This window comes from Desulfobacula sp. (genome assembly GCF_021107415.1).
In genome coordinates, this window is sequence record NZ_JAIOSW010000210.1 from 1 (window position 1) to 16241 (window position 16241).

The window sequence follows — 16241 nt, forward strand, 5'->3', positions numbered from 1 at the left end:
ACTAAAGACAAATCATGTGAAATAAATAAAAATGTCAGATTAAGCCGTTCTCTTAAATCTTCCAGTAGTTTAATAATCTGGGCCTGGACCGATACATCCAGGGCGGCAGTGGGTTCATCCAATATGATAAATTGAGGGGTCAAAGCCAAGGCGCGCGCTATATCCGCCCGCTGTTTCTGCCCGCCTGAAAGCTGATGTGGATAGGCAAATCCGTGCTCCGAACTTAGACCAACCAGTTCCAAGAGGTCGTCAATTTTTTTTTGCCTCGCAGCTTTTTCAAATCGAACATTTTGAATTTGAAAAGGTTCACACAAACTTCTGAAAATCGTATAACGGGGGTCCATAGCAGAGTAAGGATCCTGAAAAACCATCTGCATATGACGCCGTTGGAGACGTATTCCTTTTTTAGACAATTTTAAAATATCATTTCCATTAAAAGTGACACTGCCATTATTAGGTGCAATCAGACACAGAATCAATCGAGCCAATGTTGATTTTCCACACCCGGACTCACCGACAACACCTAATATTTCCCCTTTGTTAATCGAAAAGGAAACGTTGTTGACAGCTTTTATTGTCCCGATTTTACGTAAAAAAAGGCCACCTCTAACGTCGAATGAGACTGAAAGATCTTTAATCTCTATAAATTTTTCCATATTCTCGGTCTTTTTTTCCTAATATTTGTGGCAGGCAACCTGTGATCCACCCTCAATTTGAATTAATGTCGGCATACTATTTTCACACTGCTCATTAGAATGCGGACAACGAGGATGATAACGGCAGCCGCTTGGATAAGTTCCTGCACCGGGGACATTGCCATAAATCGCGGACAAGGTTCCCTTTTTCATACCAATATAGGGGATACAATCCAACAACGCTTTGGTATAGGGATGAGATGGTGTATTAAACACGGTATCAATTTTACCAAATTCAACCATATTACCAGCGTACATAACGGCAACTTTATCACAAACCTGGGCAATTACACCTAGGTCATGGGTAATCAGGAACAGGCCAATCCCTCTATCCACCGTCATCTCTCTAAACAATCGCATAATCTGAGCTTGCACTGTTACATCCAGCGCTGTTGTCGGTTCATCAGCGATCAATAGTTTAGGATGGACACATAATCCCATCGCAATCACAATTCTTTGCTTTAACCCGCCTGAAAGTTGGTGGGGATATTGTTGAAACACTTGATTTGATTTCGGAATATGCAGTTCTTCCATTAAATCAAGCACCTGCTGTTTGGCTTTCAATTTACTTATTTTGACATGTTTAAATAAGCCCTCAACAATTTGATCCCCCACTCGATAGACAGGATCTAAAGAAGTCATAGGATTCTGGGGAATAAACGCAATTTGAGAACCTCGAATTGATTGCATTTCCTTTTGGGAAATTGAAAGAAGCTCTTGGTCCTGAAATGTAACGCTTCCCCGGATTTTACCTCCAACCAAGGTTGATAATCCCATAATAGCGTGTGCCGTAAGAGACTTGCCTGATCCGGTCTCTCCAACCATGCCCAGGATTTCTCCCTCGTTCATTTCAAATGAAATTTTCTCAATGGGCTTCACTGACCTTTTATCAACCTGAAATTCAACTTCCAGGTCTTTTACTTTTAAAAAAGTCATTAATTGGACTCCTTATTCGTAACATCCATGATATTAATCAGGGCATCACCAAATAAATTGAATCCCAAAACAGTGATCATCATGGCCAGGCCGGGAAATATGATCACCCAGGGAGAGATAAAGAGATAAGCCGTTCCATTGCTCATCATCGCTCCCCAGCTTGGTGTGGGGGGTTGAGCTCCCATTCCTAGAAATCCCAGGGTCGCTTCCAACACGATAGCGTTTCCAACACCGATCGTGGCTGCTACAATAACGGGTGAAATACTGTTGGGAAGCAGATGTTTGAAAAGAATCACAAAGTCGCTGGCTCCCATTGATTTTGTAGCCTCGATATAAACAGCAGTCTTTAAAGAAAGGATCTGTCCTCGAATTAACCGGGCGTATTGAGCCCAATAAGACAATCCGATCGCAACAATAACACTTTCCAAACCCGCTCCGATAACAGCCACTAACAAAAGTGCGATTAATATGGCCGGCATTGACCAGGTCAGATCAGCAATGGTTGTCAGAACCAAATCAATCACCCCTCCATAAAATCCAGCGATGGCTCCGACCACTATCCCAATAAATACCGATATCGCTACCGACAAAACCCCCACCACAAATGAAATCCTCGCCCCTCTGATAATTCGGCTTAACAAATCCCGCCCGAAATCATCAGTTCCCAGCAAATGACTTGAAGAAGGTGACTCGTTCATCCTTTCAATATTTTGTTCCTTGTAAGAATAGGGTTCCAAAAGGGGCGCAAAAATAGCGACAAAAATCAGGCATAAGATCAGAGCCGTTCCGATCATGCCCATCTTATTCCCGGAAAACCGTTTTAAAATTACAATCCATGGAGATTTGTGTTTGAAATTGCTAACTTTATTTTCAACCATATTTAAATACTCAACCTATGTTTATTTATAAACATCTCTTACCCTTGGATCAGCATAAGAATACATGATATCAGCGATGAAAGCACCAATGATAACCGCCATGGTCAGAACTATCAGCGATGCCTGTACCACAGGGTAGTCACGACGATATAAAGCGGAAAGCAGCATATTTCCAATTCCGGGACGACTAAAGACAATTTCAATGGTTACAGCTCCTCCCAGAATCCACCCCAGCCTTAAACCAAATATCGTAATTACAGGCATCAGGGCATTTCGAAAAATATGTTTAACGATGATTGAAGGCTTACTTAACCCCTTTGCGTATAAAAGTAATACAAAGTCTTTATTAAACATCTCCAGCATACTGACCCTGGTAACCCGCGCGATGAGTCCTGCTCCCCCTAAACCAACAGTGATAGCCGGTAAAACCAAAGTTCTAAAGCTGCCAGAACCTGAAACAGGAAACCATCCCAGCATCACGGAAAAAATCAACATCAGGATTAAGCCTAGCCAGAAGGCGGGAACTGTAACACCCAGCAATGCAATAATCATAGAGATATAATCAATAAAGGTGTTTTTAAAGGCAGATGAAATAATCCCCAAAAAAATCCCCAAAAAAAAAGATATAATAAGAGAGGCCAATCCCAGTCGAATTGTAAACGGCATGTTGTAGAGAATCATATCCAGCACAGGTTGTTTCTCAATGATTGATTGTCCCATATCGCCAGTGAGTAGCTTTTTCATCCAGGAAAAATATTGGACTGAAATCGATTTATCCAATCCATAGGCCTTTGTTAATTCCACTCTATCCGCGGCTGTCGATCCCGGTCCCAGCAATGAGTCAATCGGAGTTCCAGGCACCATATGAATTAGAGAAAAAACCACCAATGAAATAATAATAAATATTGGAATTAACAATAATGTACGACGGAAAATATAAGTCCACATACCCCTTCCTCAAAAATATGTCCCAAAAGTGGCATCTATTTATAAAAGACGATCATCCAAACTCAAATCATCATAGAATGGGAAGGGAGTTGATGTTCAATAACACTCCCTTCCCATAATCTTATTAATTAAGCGTCATATCCATAATGGGTGCTCCGATTAAAATCTTAAATCGCGGTGCAGAGGGCATTTTAACACGATTATTGATTGCATGATTATTCACAGAATTAATAATCGGTGCCCAAACGTACTGAGAGAGCAGATATTCATGATAATCCTTAAAATTCTGAATCCGTTCTTCAGCATTTCTCGAACGTGTCATTGCTTTTTGCATCAAATAGTCGGATTCATTATCATGCCACATGGCAACGTTTGGATATCCGGGTTTATTGGAGTTGAAAAACCACTCCAGAATATCGGCATTATCCCATCCATAAGAACGAATTACCAGATCATGCCGCCCTTTTTTAAACTCGGCTTTAATTGAGCTGGGGTCAAACTGCTCAATTTTGATATCTATCCCCAATTCTGCGAGTTGTGCCTGGATGACAACAGCGGTTTTACGTTCATCTGAATCACTTTTACTCCAAAGAACGAGGGTCAATTTTTTACCATCTTTTGTTAAAATTCCATCACTGTCTTTCTTCCATCCCTCTTCTGCCATGATCTGTTTCGCTTTCGCCAAATCAAAATGGATTTCATATTTTTTATCCACCTTTCGAGCAGGTAATCGATCAATCAGATAGGTATAGGCAGGGGTACCGTTACCTTGGAACACTGCTTTCAAAATATTTTCCTGATTAATAGACAGGGCGATTGCTTTTCTGATATTTATGTTTTTCAGATATTCACGTTTGGTATTCATGATCATGTGAAAATTACCATTACTCGCCATGGTAATAACTTTCGCGTTGGGATCCTTTCTGATCTTCTTTAAAAAAAGTGTGGGGGCTTTTTCCAATATATCAACACCACCGGTTTTAAATTCAAGGAAACGGGTGGAATCTTCCAGGATCTCCTTGAAAATAATTTTATCGATTTTCGCCGGCCCCTGATTGTCGGATAAAGGTGATCCCCATTGATAATTGGAATTTTTCTTCAAAACGACCTCATCACCTGTTTTCCAGGAGACAAACTCAAACGGGCCGGTTCCCACAACATATTTTCGCCCAAACTCATCTCCATATTTTTCAATCGCTTTTTTACTGGGAATACCTGTAAAAGAAGAGGTGAAATTATATAAAATATTTGGATCGGGTCGGCTTAAATTTAAGTCAACGGTTAAATTATCCTTTATATCAATGGATTCAACCGCGGCAACCATATACTTGGACTTGCCCTTGGCCAGATTCTGTAAAAACCATTTAAGTACTTCTGCGTTCAACTCAGAGCCATCATGAAATTTCACTCCCTTTCTCAAAGTGAAAGTGATGGTTAAGCCATCATCTGAAACGTACCAAGATTTTAACAAATGAGGATAAATTACACCATCGGCTCCCATTTCCACCAATCTGTCATAAACCAGATAATAAACATTATTCGTGCGATTGGTTGTAAAAGGGTTAAAAGTATCTTGGCCTGCATTGCCAGCATCCATGGAAATTTTCAGGACTTTCTCCCCGGCATATACCGAGGAACCAAATAAAGCAAACGTTACAATCATCAAACAAGTGAATAGTATAATGTTAATTCGTTTTGTCATAACTCTCCCCCACTAAATCGTTTAAATAATCAAAAAAAAAGAATATTGTGCTGTTACCTATTTTTAAGTAGGTAATATAAAAAAAATTTAATGTCAATTAATTTTATAAAATTAAAATTTGAAGCTTTATAATATTAATTTTATAAAATTAATTGACAGTTTATCAAATGGATATAATTGTAAAATTAAAACCGCGCACCTGTGATAATCCTGGGACAGAGCTGCAACTGGCATTTGAAATATTTCCCTTTCCTTTAAAATTATATAACGAGTCGTTATGTTTCACATAGCAATTATTCATTTGCATTTTATTTTTAGTTGCTTGTATAGTCAAAACATATTGAAAAGCATCTTTTTTTAGTTATTATTTGCGTTGGGTTCATTTGGCTGTTTTTTCCACGATTTTTAACCATATTCAAAAAAATATTTTTGGATATTTAATCTATTATTGAGGAGAAGAGTTATGATAAAACGAATTAATGTCTTACTATTCACTGGTTTAATGATTTTAATTTTTTGTATTTTTAGTTCCTTATTATATGCAAAAGGGGATGATGAAATCTTAATCGGATATACCAGCGATGCCTTGACAATGGATCCCGCTAACCACCGGGCTCGAACAACAGAAACCATTCTGCGTGATCTGTATGATGGTTTGGTGGTAAGAAACAGCAAGATGGAAGTGGTCCCGCAAATTGCTGAAAGCTGGAAACAACTTGATACTTTGACTTATGACTTTGTCTTGCGAAAAGGGGTAAAGTTTCATAATGGCGATTTATTAACGGCTGAGGACATCAAGTTTACTTTTGACCGTATTATCACAGACGGTGCGATCGACGGTCAGACAAGTCCAAGAAAAAGCCTTCTGGGTTCTCTAAAGGAAGTAAAAATACTGGGGCCTTACAAGGTTCGGTTTATTCTGGAAAAACCCTGGCCTGTTTTTCCTGCTTTTCTGCCCTGGCAGGAAGTGGTTTCCAAAAAATTTGTAGAGAGTGTAGGAAGCAAGGGAGTGGCAACCAAGGTTAATGGAACAGGACCTTTTAAGCTGGTAGAATGGATTCGCGGTAACAGGATTGTTATGGAACGTTTCGATGATTACTACGGCGGAGCGTCAAGTATTCAACCGGTTGGAAAAGCAAAAGTGAAACGGCTGATCTGGCAGATCATTCCTGAGAATGCTTCTCGGGTGGCTGCTTTGTTATCAGGTGAAGTTGATATTATTAATGATGTACCGACACACAGCATCAAGCAGATAGAACGAAATTCCAATACCAGGATAATGACGGTTAATGGGACACGCAGCTTTTTTCTGGCCATGAATAACACCAGACCTCCGTTTAATAATATTAACGTCAGAAAAGCACTTTGTCATGCCATTAATGTAGACCTGATTATTGAAAAATTGCTTAATGGTAATGCTACCCGCTTAAACAGTATTCTCAGCCCGGACGCTTTCGGTCACAACCCGAATCTGTCCCAATATGAATATAACCCGGCCAAGGCTAAAAAATTATTGGCGGAAGCCGGATACCCCGGTGGTATCGATATTGAGCTTGATGTTACCAGTGCACTGAAAGATATTGCGGAAGCCATATCAGCAAATTTGGCGGACGCCGGGATTAAGGCCAAAGTTAAGGTCTGGGAAAAATCCGTGATCGGTCCAACCTGGAAAAAACCAGTTAAAACCAGGGATATGTATCTTACCAGCTGGGGAAACGGATCGCTTGATCCAGTGGGTATTATGACCCCTGTTTTACGTTCCAAAGGACGAGGTAACTACCCTGGGTATTCAAATTCAAAGGTTGATGAATTGATTGACAAAGCCATGGTGGAAGTTGATCGTAAAAAGCGTGCTTCATATTACCAAAAAGCCGAAAGCATTCTCAATGATGAGGTTCCAATGGTATTTCTGTGGTTACCAAAAGAAATTTACGGGGTAAGTGCCAGGTTAGGCGGTTGGGGACCCAAGGCCGACAGTCAGATCAACCTGCATGATGCCTATATTAAATAAGGATGGGGAATTTTTTAAAACTATTTATACGGCTGATACCTGTTCTCCTGGGGATAAGTCTCATCGTATTTATGATGATGAGCATGACCCCAGGAGATCCGGTGGAGATAATGCTGGGTGATCAGCTCGTAACTCCGGAAATGGAACAGGCCATTCGTAAGGATATGGGCCTGGATCTGCCAATACACGAACGGTTTATTCGGTTTCTCTATAATGCTTCCCATGGTAATTTCGGTAGAAGTTTTTTTCATCGGCGACCGGTGATGGAGGTCATTCTTGAACGATTACCCGCTACTATCGAGCTGACACTCTGCGCCATGGTGATGGCGATTTTTATATCAATACCACTGGGGGTCCTGGCGGCTGTAAAAAAGGGGACAATCTATGACAGGTCTGCGGTGGTAACGGCAATGACCGGAGTGTCCATGCCGGGATTCTGGTTTGGGATCATCCTCATAATTTTATTTGCCGTTCATCTGCAATGGCTGCCGGTGTCCGGTCGATCTGTTTTTTCACTGAGAGTGCCGTCTGTAACCGGGATGTTATTGATTGACACCTTGCTTGCCGGAAGACTGGACAGTTTTATAGATGCAGTAAAACATCTGATCTTGCCAACCATCACCCTGGGGATGGCCATGGGAGCGACACTGATGCAGGTCACCCGTGCATCCATGATGGAAGTGTTAAAGCAGGATTATATTCTTTTTGCCGAAGCCAAAGGGCTGAAAATGTGCCGGGTGACTTTTCTGCATGCTTTAAAAAATGCCCTGATACCCACGGTTACTGTCGCGGCCATTCAAACCGGACAATTGCTGGGGGGGAATATGATTATCGAGACAATTTTTGGTTGGCCCGGCGTGGGAAGCCTGGTTGTAAGGGCTATTTTCAGCCGTGACTATCCCATGGTGCAGGCCGCTGTTTTAATCTATGCCGTGACCTATGTTTTGATGAATTTTATTGCTGATATTTTATATACAGTATTAAATCCAAAGGTCCGTTTATGAAAGTTTCAGACACCAGCCCGGCTGAAAATTTTTTTGACGATACTGCCGGGGAAATAAACCAGGTGGAGGAAAAGACGATTTCACTTTTCTCCATAAGCATTAAAAATTTTCTGGGTAACCATCTGGCGGTTTTAGCAACGGCAATCGTGATATTTGCTATTATTCTCTCCATCTTCAGTCCCTATTTCGCGCCTCATGATCCCAATAAGACTAACTTGTTTCTCAGACTGCAGGCACCCGCCTGGATGGAAGGGGGAAACTGGAGTCATCCGCTGGGAGCGGACCATCTTGGTCGGGATATTTTGTCAAGAATCATATATGGGACCCGGGTTTCAATCATCGTCGGTTTTTCTGTAATTTTTATCGCCACCGCCATTGGGATTTTATTAGGTTTGATGGCAGGGTATTTAAAAGGAAAATTCGATCTTGTTATTTCTACCATTGTGGATATTTTATTGGGATTTCCTTACCTGATTTTTGCTATTGCATTGATGGCGGCTATGGGGCCTGGATTTCAAAATATAATATTGGCCCTGGTTTACAAGGAGTGGGTGATCCCCTGTAGAGTTGTCAGAGGAGAGACATTAGCTGTAAAAGAGATCGAATATGTGGAAGCGGCACAAGCCATTGGGGCATCGAAATTTCATATTATGCTGAAAGAAATTCTACCCAATATTCTTTCACCGGTGATAGTTGTGGCCACTACCAGAATGGCGACGGTTATTATTCTTGAATCCAGTCTTTCCTTTTTAGGATTGGGAGTACAACCCCCAATGGCTTCCTGGGGCAATATGGTGGCAGATGGCAGGGAATTTATGTTGGAGGCCTGGTGGGTGAGCACTTTTTCCGGAATTGCCATTTTAATTTTAGTTCTATCCATGAACATTGCCAGTCTCGGCTTGAGAGATGCTTTTGACCCTAGATTTAGTGAGTCCTGATGGAAAAAAAAATATACAACAGCCAGTCACCTTTATTGAAAATTGACAAACTCAGTACATATTTTGATACTCACAGCGGTTTGGTTAAGGCAGTTGACGGAGTAGATATCAATCTGTACCCAGGGGATTGCCTTGGCGTTGTGGGAGAATCCGGCTCTGGAAAAAGTGTCACTTTTTTAAGTGTAATGGGACTGATTAAAAAACCAGGAAGAATAGCGTCGGGTTCAATTAAATTCAATGGCCAGGAACTTACCCGTCTCAGCCCACAACACTACAGAAAAATTCGGGGGAAAGAAATCGCCATGACTCTTCAGGATGCTTTAACAGCATTAAATCCTTCCATAAAAATCATTAATCAAATTTCGGAAGTGTTAAAAGAGCATGACCAAAAGATTGCAGCCCGGGGAAGAAAAGCCATTAAGAACCGTGCTGTTGAAATGATGAAACTAGTGGGCATACCTGATGCACAAAACAGGCTGAACGATTATCCTCACCAGTTTTCCGGTGGTATGAGACAAAGGATCATGATTGCCATTGCCCTGGCCTGCAAACCCAAACTTCTGATTGCCGATGAACCGACTACTGCTCTGGATGTGACCATTCAAGCACAGGTGTTAAACCTGATTGCCGATATCAGAAAAAAATTGAAGATGAGTGTAATAATTATTACTCATAACCTGGGGGTGGTGTCCGAGTTCACTGACAAAATAGTCGTAATGTATGCGGGACAGGTTGTTGAGAGCGGTTTTACCAGGGACGTGATATTGAATCCTCGACATCCCTATTCCCAGGGATTGTTGAAATCTATTCCACGTCTATCTGAACTGGATAAAGCTATTCACCCGATTCCCGGCCAGGTATCCGATTTGGTCAATCTCCCGGACCAGTGTCGTTTTTTTCCCCGCTGTTCACAACGTTCGGAAGAATGCAGAAAGGACATTCCCATCAGAAAATTGAGCAACCATCGTGAAGTCCGTTGTATTAAGGTGGAAGAATAAAGCTAAAAGAAATTTGAGAACATCGAAAGGATTTAAATGAATAATGACCCGCTTCTTAAGGTTAAAAATGTCAGTAAACATTTTCAATTAAAAACTGGTTTTATTGATAAATACCTCTTTAAGAAACAAAATATTGTGCAGGCTGTTTCCAATGTCAGTCTGCATATCCAAGAGGGTGAAACACTGGGTTTAATTGGTGAAAGCGGCTGCGGCAAGAGTACTCTGGGAAGGGTAATCCTTCGTCTGCATGAGCCGACCCAGGGAAAAGTTTATTTTGGATCCAAAGAAGTTACTGCCCTGAATCAACTGGAATTAAAAAAAATCAAACAAAAAATGCAGATCATTTTTCAGGACCCCTATGCCTCGTTAAATCCTAGGAAGTCTGTTGAAGATATCATTAAATTACCTTTGAAAATACATGAATCCTTGAGCAAGAAAAAAATGGATCAAAGAGTGACTGATATTATTGCACGGGTCGGACTCCGGCCTCAACATTTAAAACGTTACCCCCATCAGTTTTCCGGCGGCCAACGTCAAAGAATAGGTATAGCCAGGGCTTTAATCCTGCGACCGGAATTTGTGGTTTGTGATGAGCCGGTATCAGCTCTGGATGTTTCAATTCAAGCCCAGATTATTCAATTGATGGGAAAATTAAAAGAGGACTTTTCTCTAACATTGCTTTTCATTTCTCATGATATTTCAGTTGTCGCTTACCTGAGCGATCGTATTGCCGTGATGTATTTGGGAGAACTGGTGGAAATATGTGACACTGGCGAGCTGCTGAAAAATCCACTTCATCCCTATACTAAGGTTTTACTGGATTCCATTCCCCGGGTGGAACAGATAGGAGCTCATAAACGGATGATACTGAAAGGGGATATTCCTTCTCCTTTAGCTCCTCCCAGTGGTTGCAAGTTTCACACTCGTTGTCCAGAAGCTATGGAAAAATGCAATATGGAAGTTCCGGTATCGAGAGAATATTCCGCTAATCATTGGGTTTCCTGTCATTTATATCAAAGCAATTAAATGTTAACCAGCTTAAAACGAGGAATCCCCTTGGTTTTAAAGGGATCACCTTTTGCACGGGGATTGCTCCAGGCAGAGCTCTGCCCTGAAATGGTTGGATTGGTACGTAAAAATGTACTTGGGCCAATAAACGAATATCAGGGATTGCTCCAATCAGACAAAGCAAAACATTACCTTGGAGAACAGATCAACATAACAAAAAAACTATTTCCTGAAGTGTTTGAGGAAGTTAAGGGAATTGCCAAAGGCTTTGATCTGCAGATGATTGATTTGTTTAGTTTTTATCACCTCCGAATATTGCGGGATATGGATGGATGTACTTCATGGGCCGTATCGCTTTCTGAAGATGGAGCGATTGTCGGGAAAAATCGGGATCTGGCTGCCGGGAACAAGATTTTACAACGGGTTTTTGTTCATCATGATCCGGATTGGCAAGGAAATAAAATTTTATCCGTGGGCAGCCTGGGAGCACCCTGCGCTTACTCAAGCGGCATCAATTCTAAAGGGTTCTGCCTGGTCGATACCAACATCCTCACCTCTGATCACGGTTTTGGAGCCTGTCGATATTTTTTAATGCCGTTTTTATTGACGACCTGTAACAGTGTGAATCAAGCCTTAAAAAAAATATCAGACTTGCCCCATGCCGGTGGGGGCTCCCTTACCTTGGCTGACAATAGCGGTAAAATCGCTGTTGTTGAATTGGGTCACAATCACTTGAATGTGAAAAAAAGCACCCAATGGCTGGTACAAACAAATCATTTTACCTCTACCAAACTTTGTCCATACAATCTAAAAGCAGCCAGGCAATCAAGTATCAAAAATTCAGAGAACCGTCTTTGTTTTATCAAAAAAAAACTATCTGTTATTTATCGGGATTTTACTCTGAATAAAGTGATTGAAATAATGAAAAGCCATGATGAAGGGGGGGGGATATGCAGGCATCATGATAAAGATACCTCATCTACAATTTCAGGTGCAGTTTACACATGTAAAAACAGGAAATTATATTTTTCAGATGGGAACCCTTGTGATTCCCTCTGGTATAAATTTTCCTTTTAGAGTCAGGAAAATGAAACATATGGTTTTCTAGTATTTTTTATAGTGTGTTCTTAATAATTCCAGAAATTCTTTATGGGCGGGACTGAAATATTTGTTTTTATCTTTAAAAACACCGAAATCAATAAAAAGCTTAACATCCAGTTCCTTTGTTACAATCGCCGTTGGATTAAGAAGCTTTAGTATATAATCAGGTACTATTGAGATACCAAAATCCATTTGAACATATTTAATAATTGTTTCACTGTTTTGAGCATTTATTATTATATTTGTTGTATCTGATGGCAGATATTTTTCCAGAATCTTGTTGACAACTGAATTTGTAGTATAGCTTATGCAGGGGAATTCAAGGATATCGTCGAATTTAATAATTTTCAACCCAGCCAATCGACTTTTTTTTGAACATATGACTTTAAGTCTACTGGAAAAAAAATTTTCAAACTCAATATTTTTGTTTTTTGTGATTGTCTTGAAACCCGTACCAATATCTATTATATCATTTGTTAACAGGGTTTCCATTTCATCTGATCCGCATTCAAATATTGAAATGTCTGTTTCAGGATATTTTCTTAAATAATTTTTTATGATTTTAGGGAAAGTGAATCTTGCAGCAAGGGAACCGCAACCTAAAATAACTTTGCCTGAATAGTTTCCTTTAACATTTTTTAAATCATTGTTCAGTTCATCCAGGAGTGATAATATTTGGCATGATTTCTCGAACAAGAGTTTTCCTGTGGCTGTTAATTGTAACGAATTTTTTCTTTTATAAAATAATTTATTGCCGATTTCTTCCTCAATGAGCTTGATCTGCTTACTGACAGCAGGTTGTGTTATAAACAGTTTTTCAGCAGCCGCTGATACCCCGCCGCATTTTATGGTTTTATGAAAATATTTTATCTGAACAAGATTCATTTGTAATTGTGGACCATAGTTCTTAATTTATTAAATGGGAATTTCTAAATCAAGAAGAGGCGGATACTGCTGGCATCCAAATATATCTCCCTCACCCGGACTGCCGCTGGCCCGTTTCCGCTGTATGGTAAATTTAATGGCAAACCCGGGATCAAACTCAACAAAGTCGCAGATCCTGCTCTTTGAAACATTATATAGTGCCGCCATGGATTCAACGGTTAAAACACGGCTCTGTTTTACAAGCACATAGTTTGCTTCTTCTTTAAAAATTATATCAAAGGTTATTCTATCAACGCCTGCATTTTTACTTCTTATTGTTTTGGCAAGTTCATAAAGTTTTTTAGTTCTCATCTATTTTTTAATCCTTTTATATCTATATGATATTTGTTTCATGAAGTTCAAATAGTTCCATGGGGTCATCAACTTCAATAGTATGATTCAGTGTCCATTCAAATGCCGGCGATGTAGGCATTACTTCATCAATTAAAAAAGCAGCTGTGCCGGCTGTACCTTTTACTTCCGGCAGACGGGCATAAAAAATCTGCCTTGAACCGATGATGGCAGCTTCTTTTGCAAGTTCTTTGTTTTTGGATACAGCCTCCACCACAACACCTAACTCGTGGGATTTTGTTTCTTTAACCGGTTCCATATCTCCCATTACAGCATTTTTCCCATAGATGTGATAAAAAATTTCATATCCATCCGTTCCAAGTTGTTCTACAGCCTGAGATCTGGCCCACTCAATAACTTTATCAATATTTTTAATTGTATAAGGATCTCTTACGCCTACAATTCCGATATATCTTTCACCAATTTTCCCGGAACCTTCCAGCTTTACTTTTATTTTGCCGTCTATTGGTATAAACTCAGCGCCGGTGATCCGGGTCGTCTTTTTGTCCAGTTGTACATATGAACATTTTGTCATATCAAGCATGCCACCTGCAAAATATTCAAAAAACGGATTTGTTCTTTCATACATCGCATGTCCGGCCACTGATGCTATTGTACAATACTGATCAGGATGCATTGCCGTAACTTTTACATCATTACTTGTAATTGTTCCAATAACAGATTCTTTTGCACCATACGGTTCCGCACAAAAAGAGGCGCATTCGAGAACTTTTCCAAGATAGTATGCATTTGCTTCGGGAAATCCATTATAAATAGCTGCCGCAGCAAAGATGGCAGCATCACTGCTTCTGCCGCCAATAATCACATCAGCTTTAAGTTCCAGAGCTTTTATGAAAGGATGAACACCTGCAACAGCAACCACTCTTTTTGTTGATTCAAGTTCACTGCGCAGCAAATTTTTTCTTCCATCAAGACCTTCAATAGTTATTCCTGAATCCATTTTATTCAAAAGCAATTCTTTGGTGACTTCTGAATAAAAATACACAAGCTTAAAGGGTTCAAGTTTTTGTTCCCTGGCGATTTCACGTATTATCTCAACATACATATCAACGCGACTGTTTGTTCCTGTATCGCCTGAGGAACCTATTATCATGGGAACATTCTGTTTCCTTGCTGCAATAAGCATTAGCTCAAGGTCATGTTTCTGCCAGGATCGAGGGCTGACACAATCATCATTACCCAAAGGGCCTGGGCCAATATCATCACTTCCGGAATCACAGCAATAGTAATCCGGTTTTGTTTTAGCACCAAGATAAAAGCTCTTTTCTTTTGTAGGTGCAAATCCAAGGTGTCCATTGGGGCATATTATTCTGAGTTCATTTTTCTTCATAAATCTAATTCCTATAAAATTAAATGCTATTAATTTTAATCAATATAGTATCAGACGATATAACTCAAATGAATAATAGTTATGGCAAACATAACATTTAGTTGTAACTATGATATGAGAATGGCTTTTTTTTCAAAGCTCAATTACAACTATTCAAAATATTAAAACTAAAAAAATCAGTTATCAACTTTCTTTTTAAGGTCTTCCACTAGTTTCTCATAAGAATCTTTCTGCAGCATCTGATCAAATTGAGAGCGGTAGTTCCCCACCAGGCTGACACCTTCTATCACCAGATCATATACCAGCCAGGCGCCATCCTTGGTGTTATACATTCTGTAATCAATTGGAATTTCAATTGTTTCCGTAATAATTTTTGTATTTATCTGTGCCTTCTTTTTTTTAATATACTCTTTTACATAAACCACTTTTTCATCGGTATAGGCCTCTAATTTGGATATATAGGTTTCCTCAAGGAGTTGCCCGAACAAATCGATAAAAATTTTCTTTTCCTCGTCACTTCTTTTTTTCCAGTGCCTGCCAAGACTTAATTGTGACATCTTTGCAAAACTGAATCTTTCATCAATCACTTTGCGAAGGGATGCTCTTCTCTTTTCAACCTGTTCTTCTCCCTTGAGTGACGGATCCCGTAATATTTCCAGCATTTTATCAATACTAGTTTTTAACTGATCCTGAACAGGCGATGCATGGGCATGATGGTTTGACAAAAACAGGAAAACCATAAAAAAAACAGGAAAAATAAATTTGAACAATTTCATTGATACCCCTCCCAAAAAACAAACTAAATCTTATTTTAACTTTTGCTCAATTCTTTATATGCATCATCTGCATGTTTTTGTATGTTGAATACGTTATCCAGTTTTGTCAAGGACAGAGCATTCATCACATTTGTGCCCAATCCGGCCAAAATAAACTTTTTGCCATATTTTTTGCTCCATTGAAGGCCTTCCACAAGGGTTGCGATACCGGAACTGTCCATAAAAGAGACGCCTGAAAGATTGACAATAATCCCTTTAACCCCTTTTTCAAAAAATGGAACCAGTTTATCCCGCAAACCTGGGGAGGTGAACATATCAACTTCACCTTCAACTATAATGACACCGATATTTTCTTTTTCTTCACTTTTAATTTTAAAACTCATAAGCCTATTATTTTTCAAAAATATATTTGCTGACTAATTCTTCCAGGCTGATGGCAGATTCCGTATCCATTAAAGAATCTTTATCTCCCAAATAATCATCAGAACCGCCCGGCGATAACTTGACAAACTTGTCTCCTATAACTCCTTTTGTACGAATGGAAGCAATTGTATCATCCGTAATTTTCGTCCCCTTTTTTATTTCCATCTGTACAAGGGCTTCATTTTCTTCAAGGGTAA

The 16241-nt window shown here is 39.8% G+C and carries 17 protein-coding genes; 6 read left to right on the top strand and 11 right to left on the bottom strand.

Annotated features, from left to right (window positions below):
* The 5 genes from K8S13_RS11260 to K8S13_RS11280 all read right to left on the bottom strand — a co-directional run.
* On the bottom strand, positions 1–656 hold a 656-nt coding region (locus tag K8S13_RS11260; RefSeq protein ID WP_291462545.1), incomplete at its 3' end, for a dipeptide/oligopeptide/nickel ABC transporter ATP-binding protein.
* Between the two features lie 18 nt (positions 657–674).
* On the bottom strand, positions 675–1631 hold the full coding sequence (locus K8S13_RS11265; RefSeq protein ID WP_291462546.1) for an ABC transporter ATP-binding protein: 957 nt from the start codon (positions 1629–1631) through the stop codon (positions 675–677).
* Positions 1631–2509, bottom strand: coding sequence for an ABC transporter permease (locus K8S13_RS11270; protein WP_291462547.1), 879 nt, complete (start codon positions 2507–2509; stop codon positions 1631–1633). The genes K8S13_RS11265 and K8S13_RS11270 overlap by 1 nt, the downstream gene beginning before the upstream one ends.
* Positions 2510–2530: 21 nt before the next feature.
* Complete coding sequence (locus K8S13_RS11275; RefSeq protein WP_291462548.1) at positions 2531–3457, bottom strand: ABC transporter permease; 927 nt, start codon at positions 3455–3457, stop codon at positions 2531–2533.
* Between the two features lie 124 nt (positions 3458–3581).
* Entirely contained in the window at positions 3582–5159 is a 1578-nt protein-coding gene (locus tag K8S13_RS11280; RefSeq protein WP_291462551.1) for an ABC transporter substrate-binding protein, read from the bottom strand.
* A gap of 463 nt (positions 5160–5622) precedes the next feature.
* On the opposite strand from K8S13_RS11280, the gene K8S13_RS11285 reads away from it, so the two are divergent.
* From K8S13_RS11285 to K8S13_RS11310, 6 genes are read left to right on the top strand one after another with little or no spacing between them, the layout of a single operon-like run.
* Positions 5623–7170, top strand: a complete 1548-nt coding sequence (locus K8S13_RS11285) for an ABC transporter substrate-binding protein (protein ID WP_291462553.1) — start codon at positions 5623–5625, stop codon at positions 7168–7170.
* 2 nt (positions 7171–7172) lie between these two features.
* Positions 7173–8174, top strand: coding sequence for an ABC transporter permease (locus K8S13_RS11290; protein ID WP_291462555.1), 1002 nt, complete (start codon positions 7173–7175; stop codon positions 8172–8174).
* Positions 8171–9112 carry an ABC transporter permease gene (locus K8S13_RS11295; protein ID WP_291462557.1) on the top strand — a complete coding sequence of 314 codons (942 nt, stop codon included), beginning with the start codon at positions 8171–8173 and terminating at the stop codon, positions 9110–9112. The genes K8S13_RS11290 and K8S13_RS11295 overlap by 4 nt, the downstream gene beginning before the upstream one ends.
* Entirely contained in the window at positions 9112–10110 is a 999-nt protein-coding gene (locus K8S13_RS11300; RefSeq protein ID WP_291462559.1) for an ABC transporter ATP-binding protein, read from the top strand. The genes K8S13_RS11295 and K8S13_RS11300 overlap by 1 nt, the downstream gene beginning before the upstream one ends.
* A 36-nt stretch (positions 10111–10146) precedes the next feature.
* Positions 10147–11136 carry an ABC transporter ATP-binding protein gene (locus K8S13_RS11305; protein WP_291462561.1) on the top strand — a complete coding sequence of 330 codons (990 nt, stop codon included), beginning with the start codon at positions 10147–10149 and terminating at the stop codon, positions 11134–11136.
* The gene (locus K8S13_RS11310; RefSeq protein WP_291462563.1) at positions 11137–12195 is read left to right on the top strand and encodes a C45 family peptidase; all 1059 of its coding nucleotides are present in this window, start codon (positions 11137–11139) and stop codon (positions 12193–12195) included.
* Positions 12196–12222: 27 nt separating this feature from the next.
* On the opposite strand, the gene K8S13_RS11315 is transcribed toward K8S13_RS11310, so the two are convergent.
* From K8S13_RS11315 to K8S13_RS11340, 6 genes are all read right to left on the bottom strand, one after another.
* Positions 12223–13104, bottom strand: coding sequence for a LysR family transcriptional regulator (locus K8S13_RS11315; protein WP_291462565.1), 882 nt, complete (start codon positions 13102–13104; stop codon positions 12223–12225).
* Between the two features lie 30 nt (positions 13105–13134).
* Entirely contained in the window at positions 13135–13455 is a 321-nt protein-coding gene (locus K8S13_RS11320) for a DUF4387 domain-containing protein (RefSeq protein ID WP_291462566.1), read from the bottom strand.
* A gap of 22 nt (positions 13456–13477) precedes the next feature.
* Entirely contained in the window at positions 13478–14845 is a 1368-nt protein-coding gene (locus K8S13_RS11325; RefSeq protein WP_291462567.1) for an acyclic terpene utilization AtuA family protein, read from the bottom strand.
* Between the two features lie 176 nt (positions 14846–15021).
* Complete coding sequence (locus tag K8S13_RS11330) at positions 15022–15621, bottom strand: ABC transporter substrate-binding protein (RefSeq protein WP_291462569.1); 600 nt, start codon at positions 15619–15621, stop codon at positions 15022–15024.
* Between the two features lie 35 nt (positions 15622–15656).
* A complete protein-coding gene (locus K8S13_RS11335; RefSeq protein ID WP_291462571.1) occupies positions 15657–16004 on the bottom strand; it encodes an STAS domain-containing protein in 348 nt (115 codons plus the stop codon).
* 7 nt (positions 16005–16011) lie between these two features.
* Positions 16012–16241 (bottom strand): MlaD family protein (locus tag K8S13_RS11340; RefSeq protein ID WP_291462572.1); only part of this gene is annotated, 230 nt, incomplete at its 5' end.

Coding starts and splice junctions, on each gene's coding strand:
- K8S13_RS11330 (WP_291462569.1), bottom strand. CDS start 15,621: ATGAAATTGTTCAAATTTATTTTTCCTGTTTTTTTTATGGTTTTCCTG.
- K8S13_RS11280 (WP_291462551.1), bottom strand. CDS start 5,159: ATGACAAAACGAATTAACATTATACTATTCACTTGTTTGATGATTGTA.
- K8S13_RS11325 (WP_291462567.1), bottom strand. CDS start 14,845: ATGAAGAAAAATGAACTCAGAATAATATGCCCCAATGGACACCTTGGA.
- K8S13_RS11335 (WP_291462571.1), bottom strand. CDS start 16,004: ATGAGTTTTAAAATTAAAAGTGAAGAAAAAGAAAATATCGGTGTCATT.
- K8S13_RS11320 (WP_291462566.1), bottom strand. CDS start 13,455: ATGAGAACTAAAAAACTTTATGAACTTGCCAAAACAATAAGAAGTAAA.
- K8S13_RS11290 (WP_291462555.1), top strand. CDS start 7,173: ATGGGGAATTTTTTAAAACTATTTATACGGCTGATACCTGTTCTCCTG.
- K8S13_RS11315 (WP_291462565.1), bottom strand. CDS start 13,104: ATGAATCTTGTTCAGATAAAATATTTTCATAAAACCATAAAATGCGGC.
- K8S13_RS11270 (WP_291462547.1), bottom strand. CDS start 2,509: ATGGTTGAAAATAAAGTTAGCAATTTCAAACACAAATCTCCATGGATT.
- K8S13_RS11310 (WP_291462563.1), top strand. CDS start 11,137: ATGTTAACCAGCTTAAAACGAGGAATCCCCTTGGTTTTAAAGGGATCA.
- K8S13_RS11295 (WP_291462557.1), top strand. CDS start 8,171: ATGAAAGTTTCAGACACCAGCCCGGCTGAAAATTTTTTTGACGATACT.
- K8S13_RS11305 (WP_291462561.1), top strand. CDS start 10,147: ATGAATAATGACCCGCTTCTTAAGGTTAAAAATGTCAGTAAACATTTT.
- K8S13_RS11300 (WP_291462559.1), top strand. CDS start 9,112: ATGGAAAAAAAAATATACAACAGCCAGTCACCTTTATTGAAAATTGAC.
- K8S13_RS11275 (WP_291462548.1), bottom strand. CDS start 3,457: ATGTGGACTTATATTTTCCGTCGTACATTATTGTTAATTCCAATATTT.
- K8S13_RS11285 (WP_291462553.1), top strand. CDS start 5,623: ATGATAAAACGAATTAATGTCTTACTATTCACTGGTTTAATGATTTTA.
- K8S13_RS11265 (WP_291462546.1), bottom strand. CDS start 1,631: ATGACTTTTTTAAAAGTAAAAGACCTGGAAGTTGAATTTCAGGTTGAT.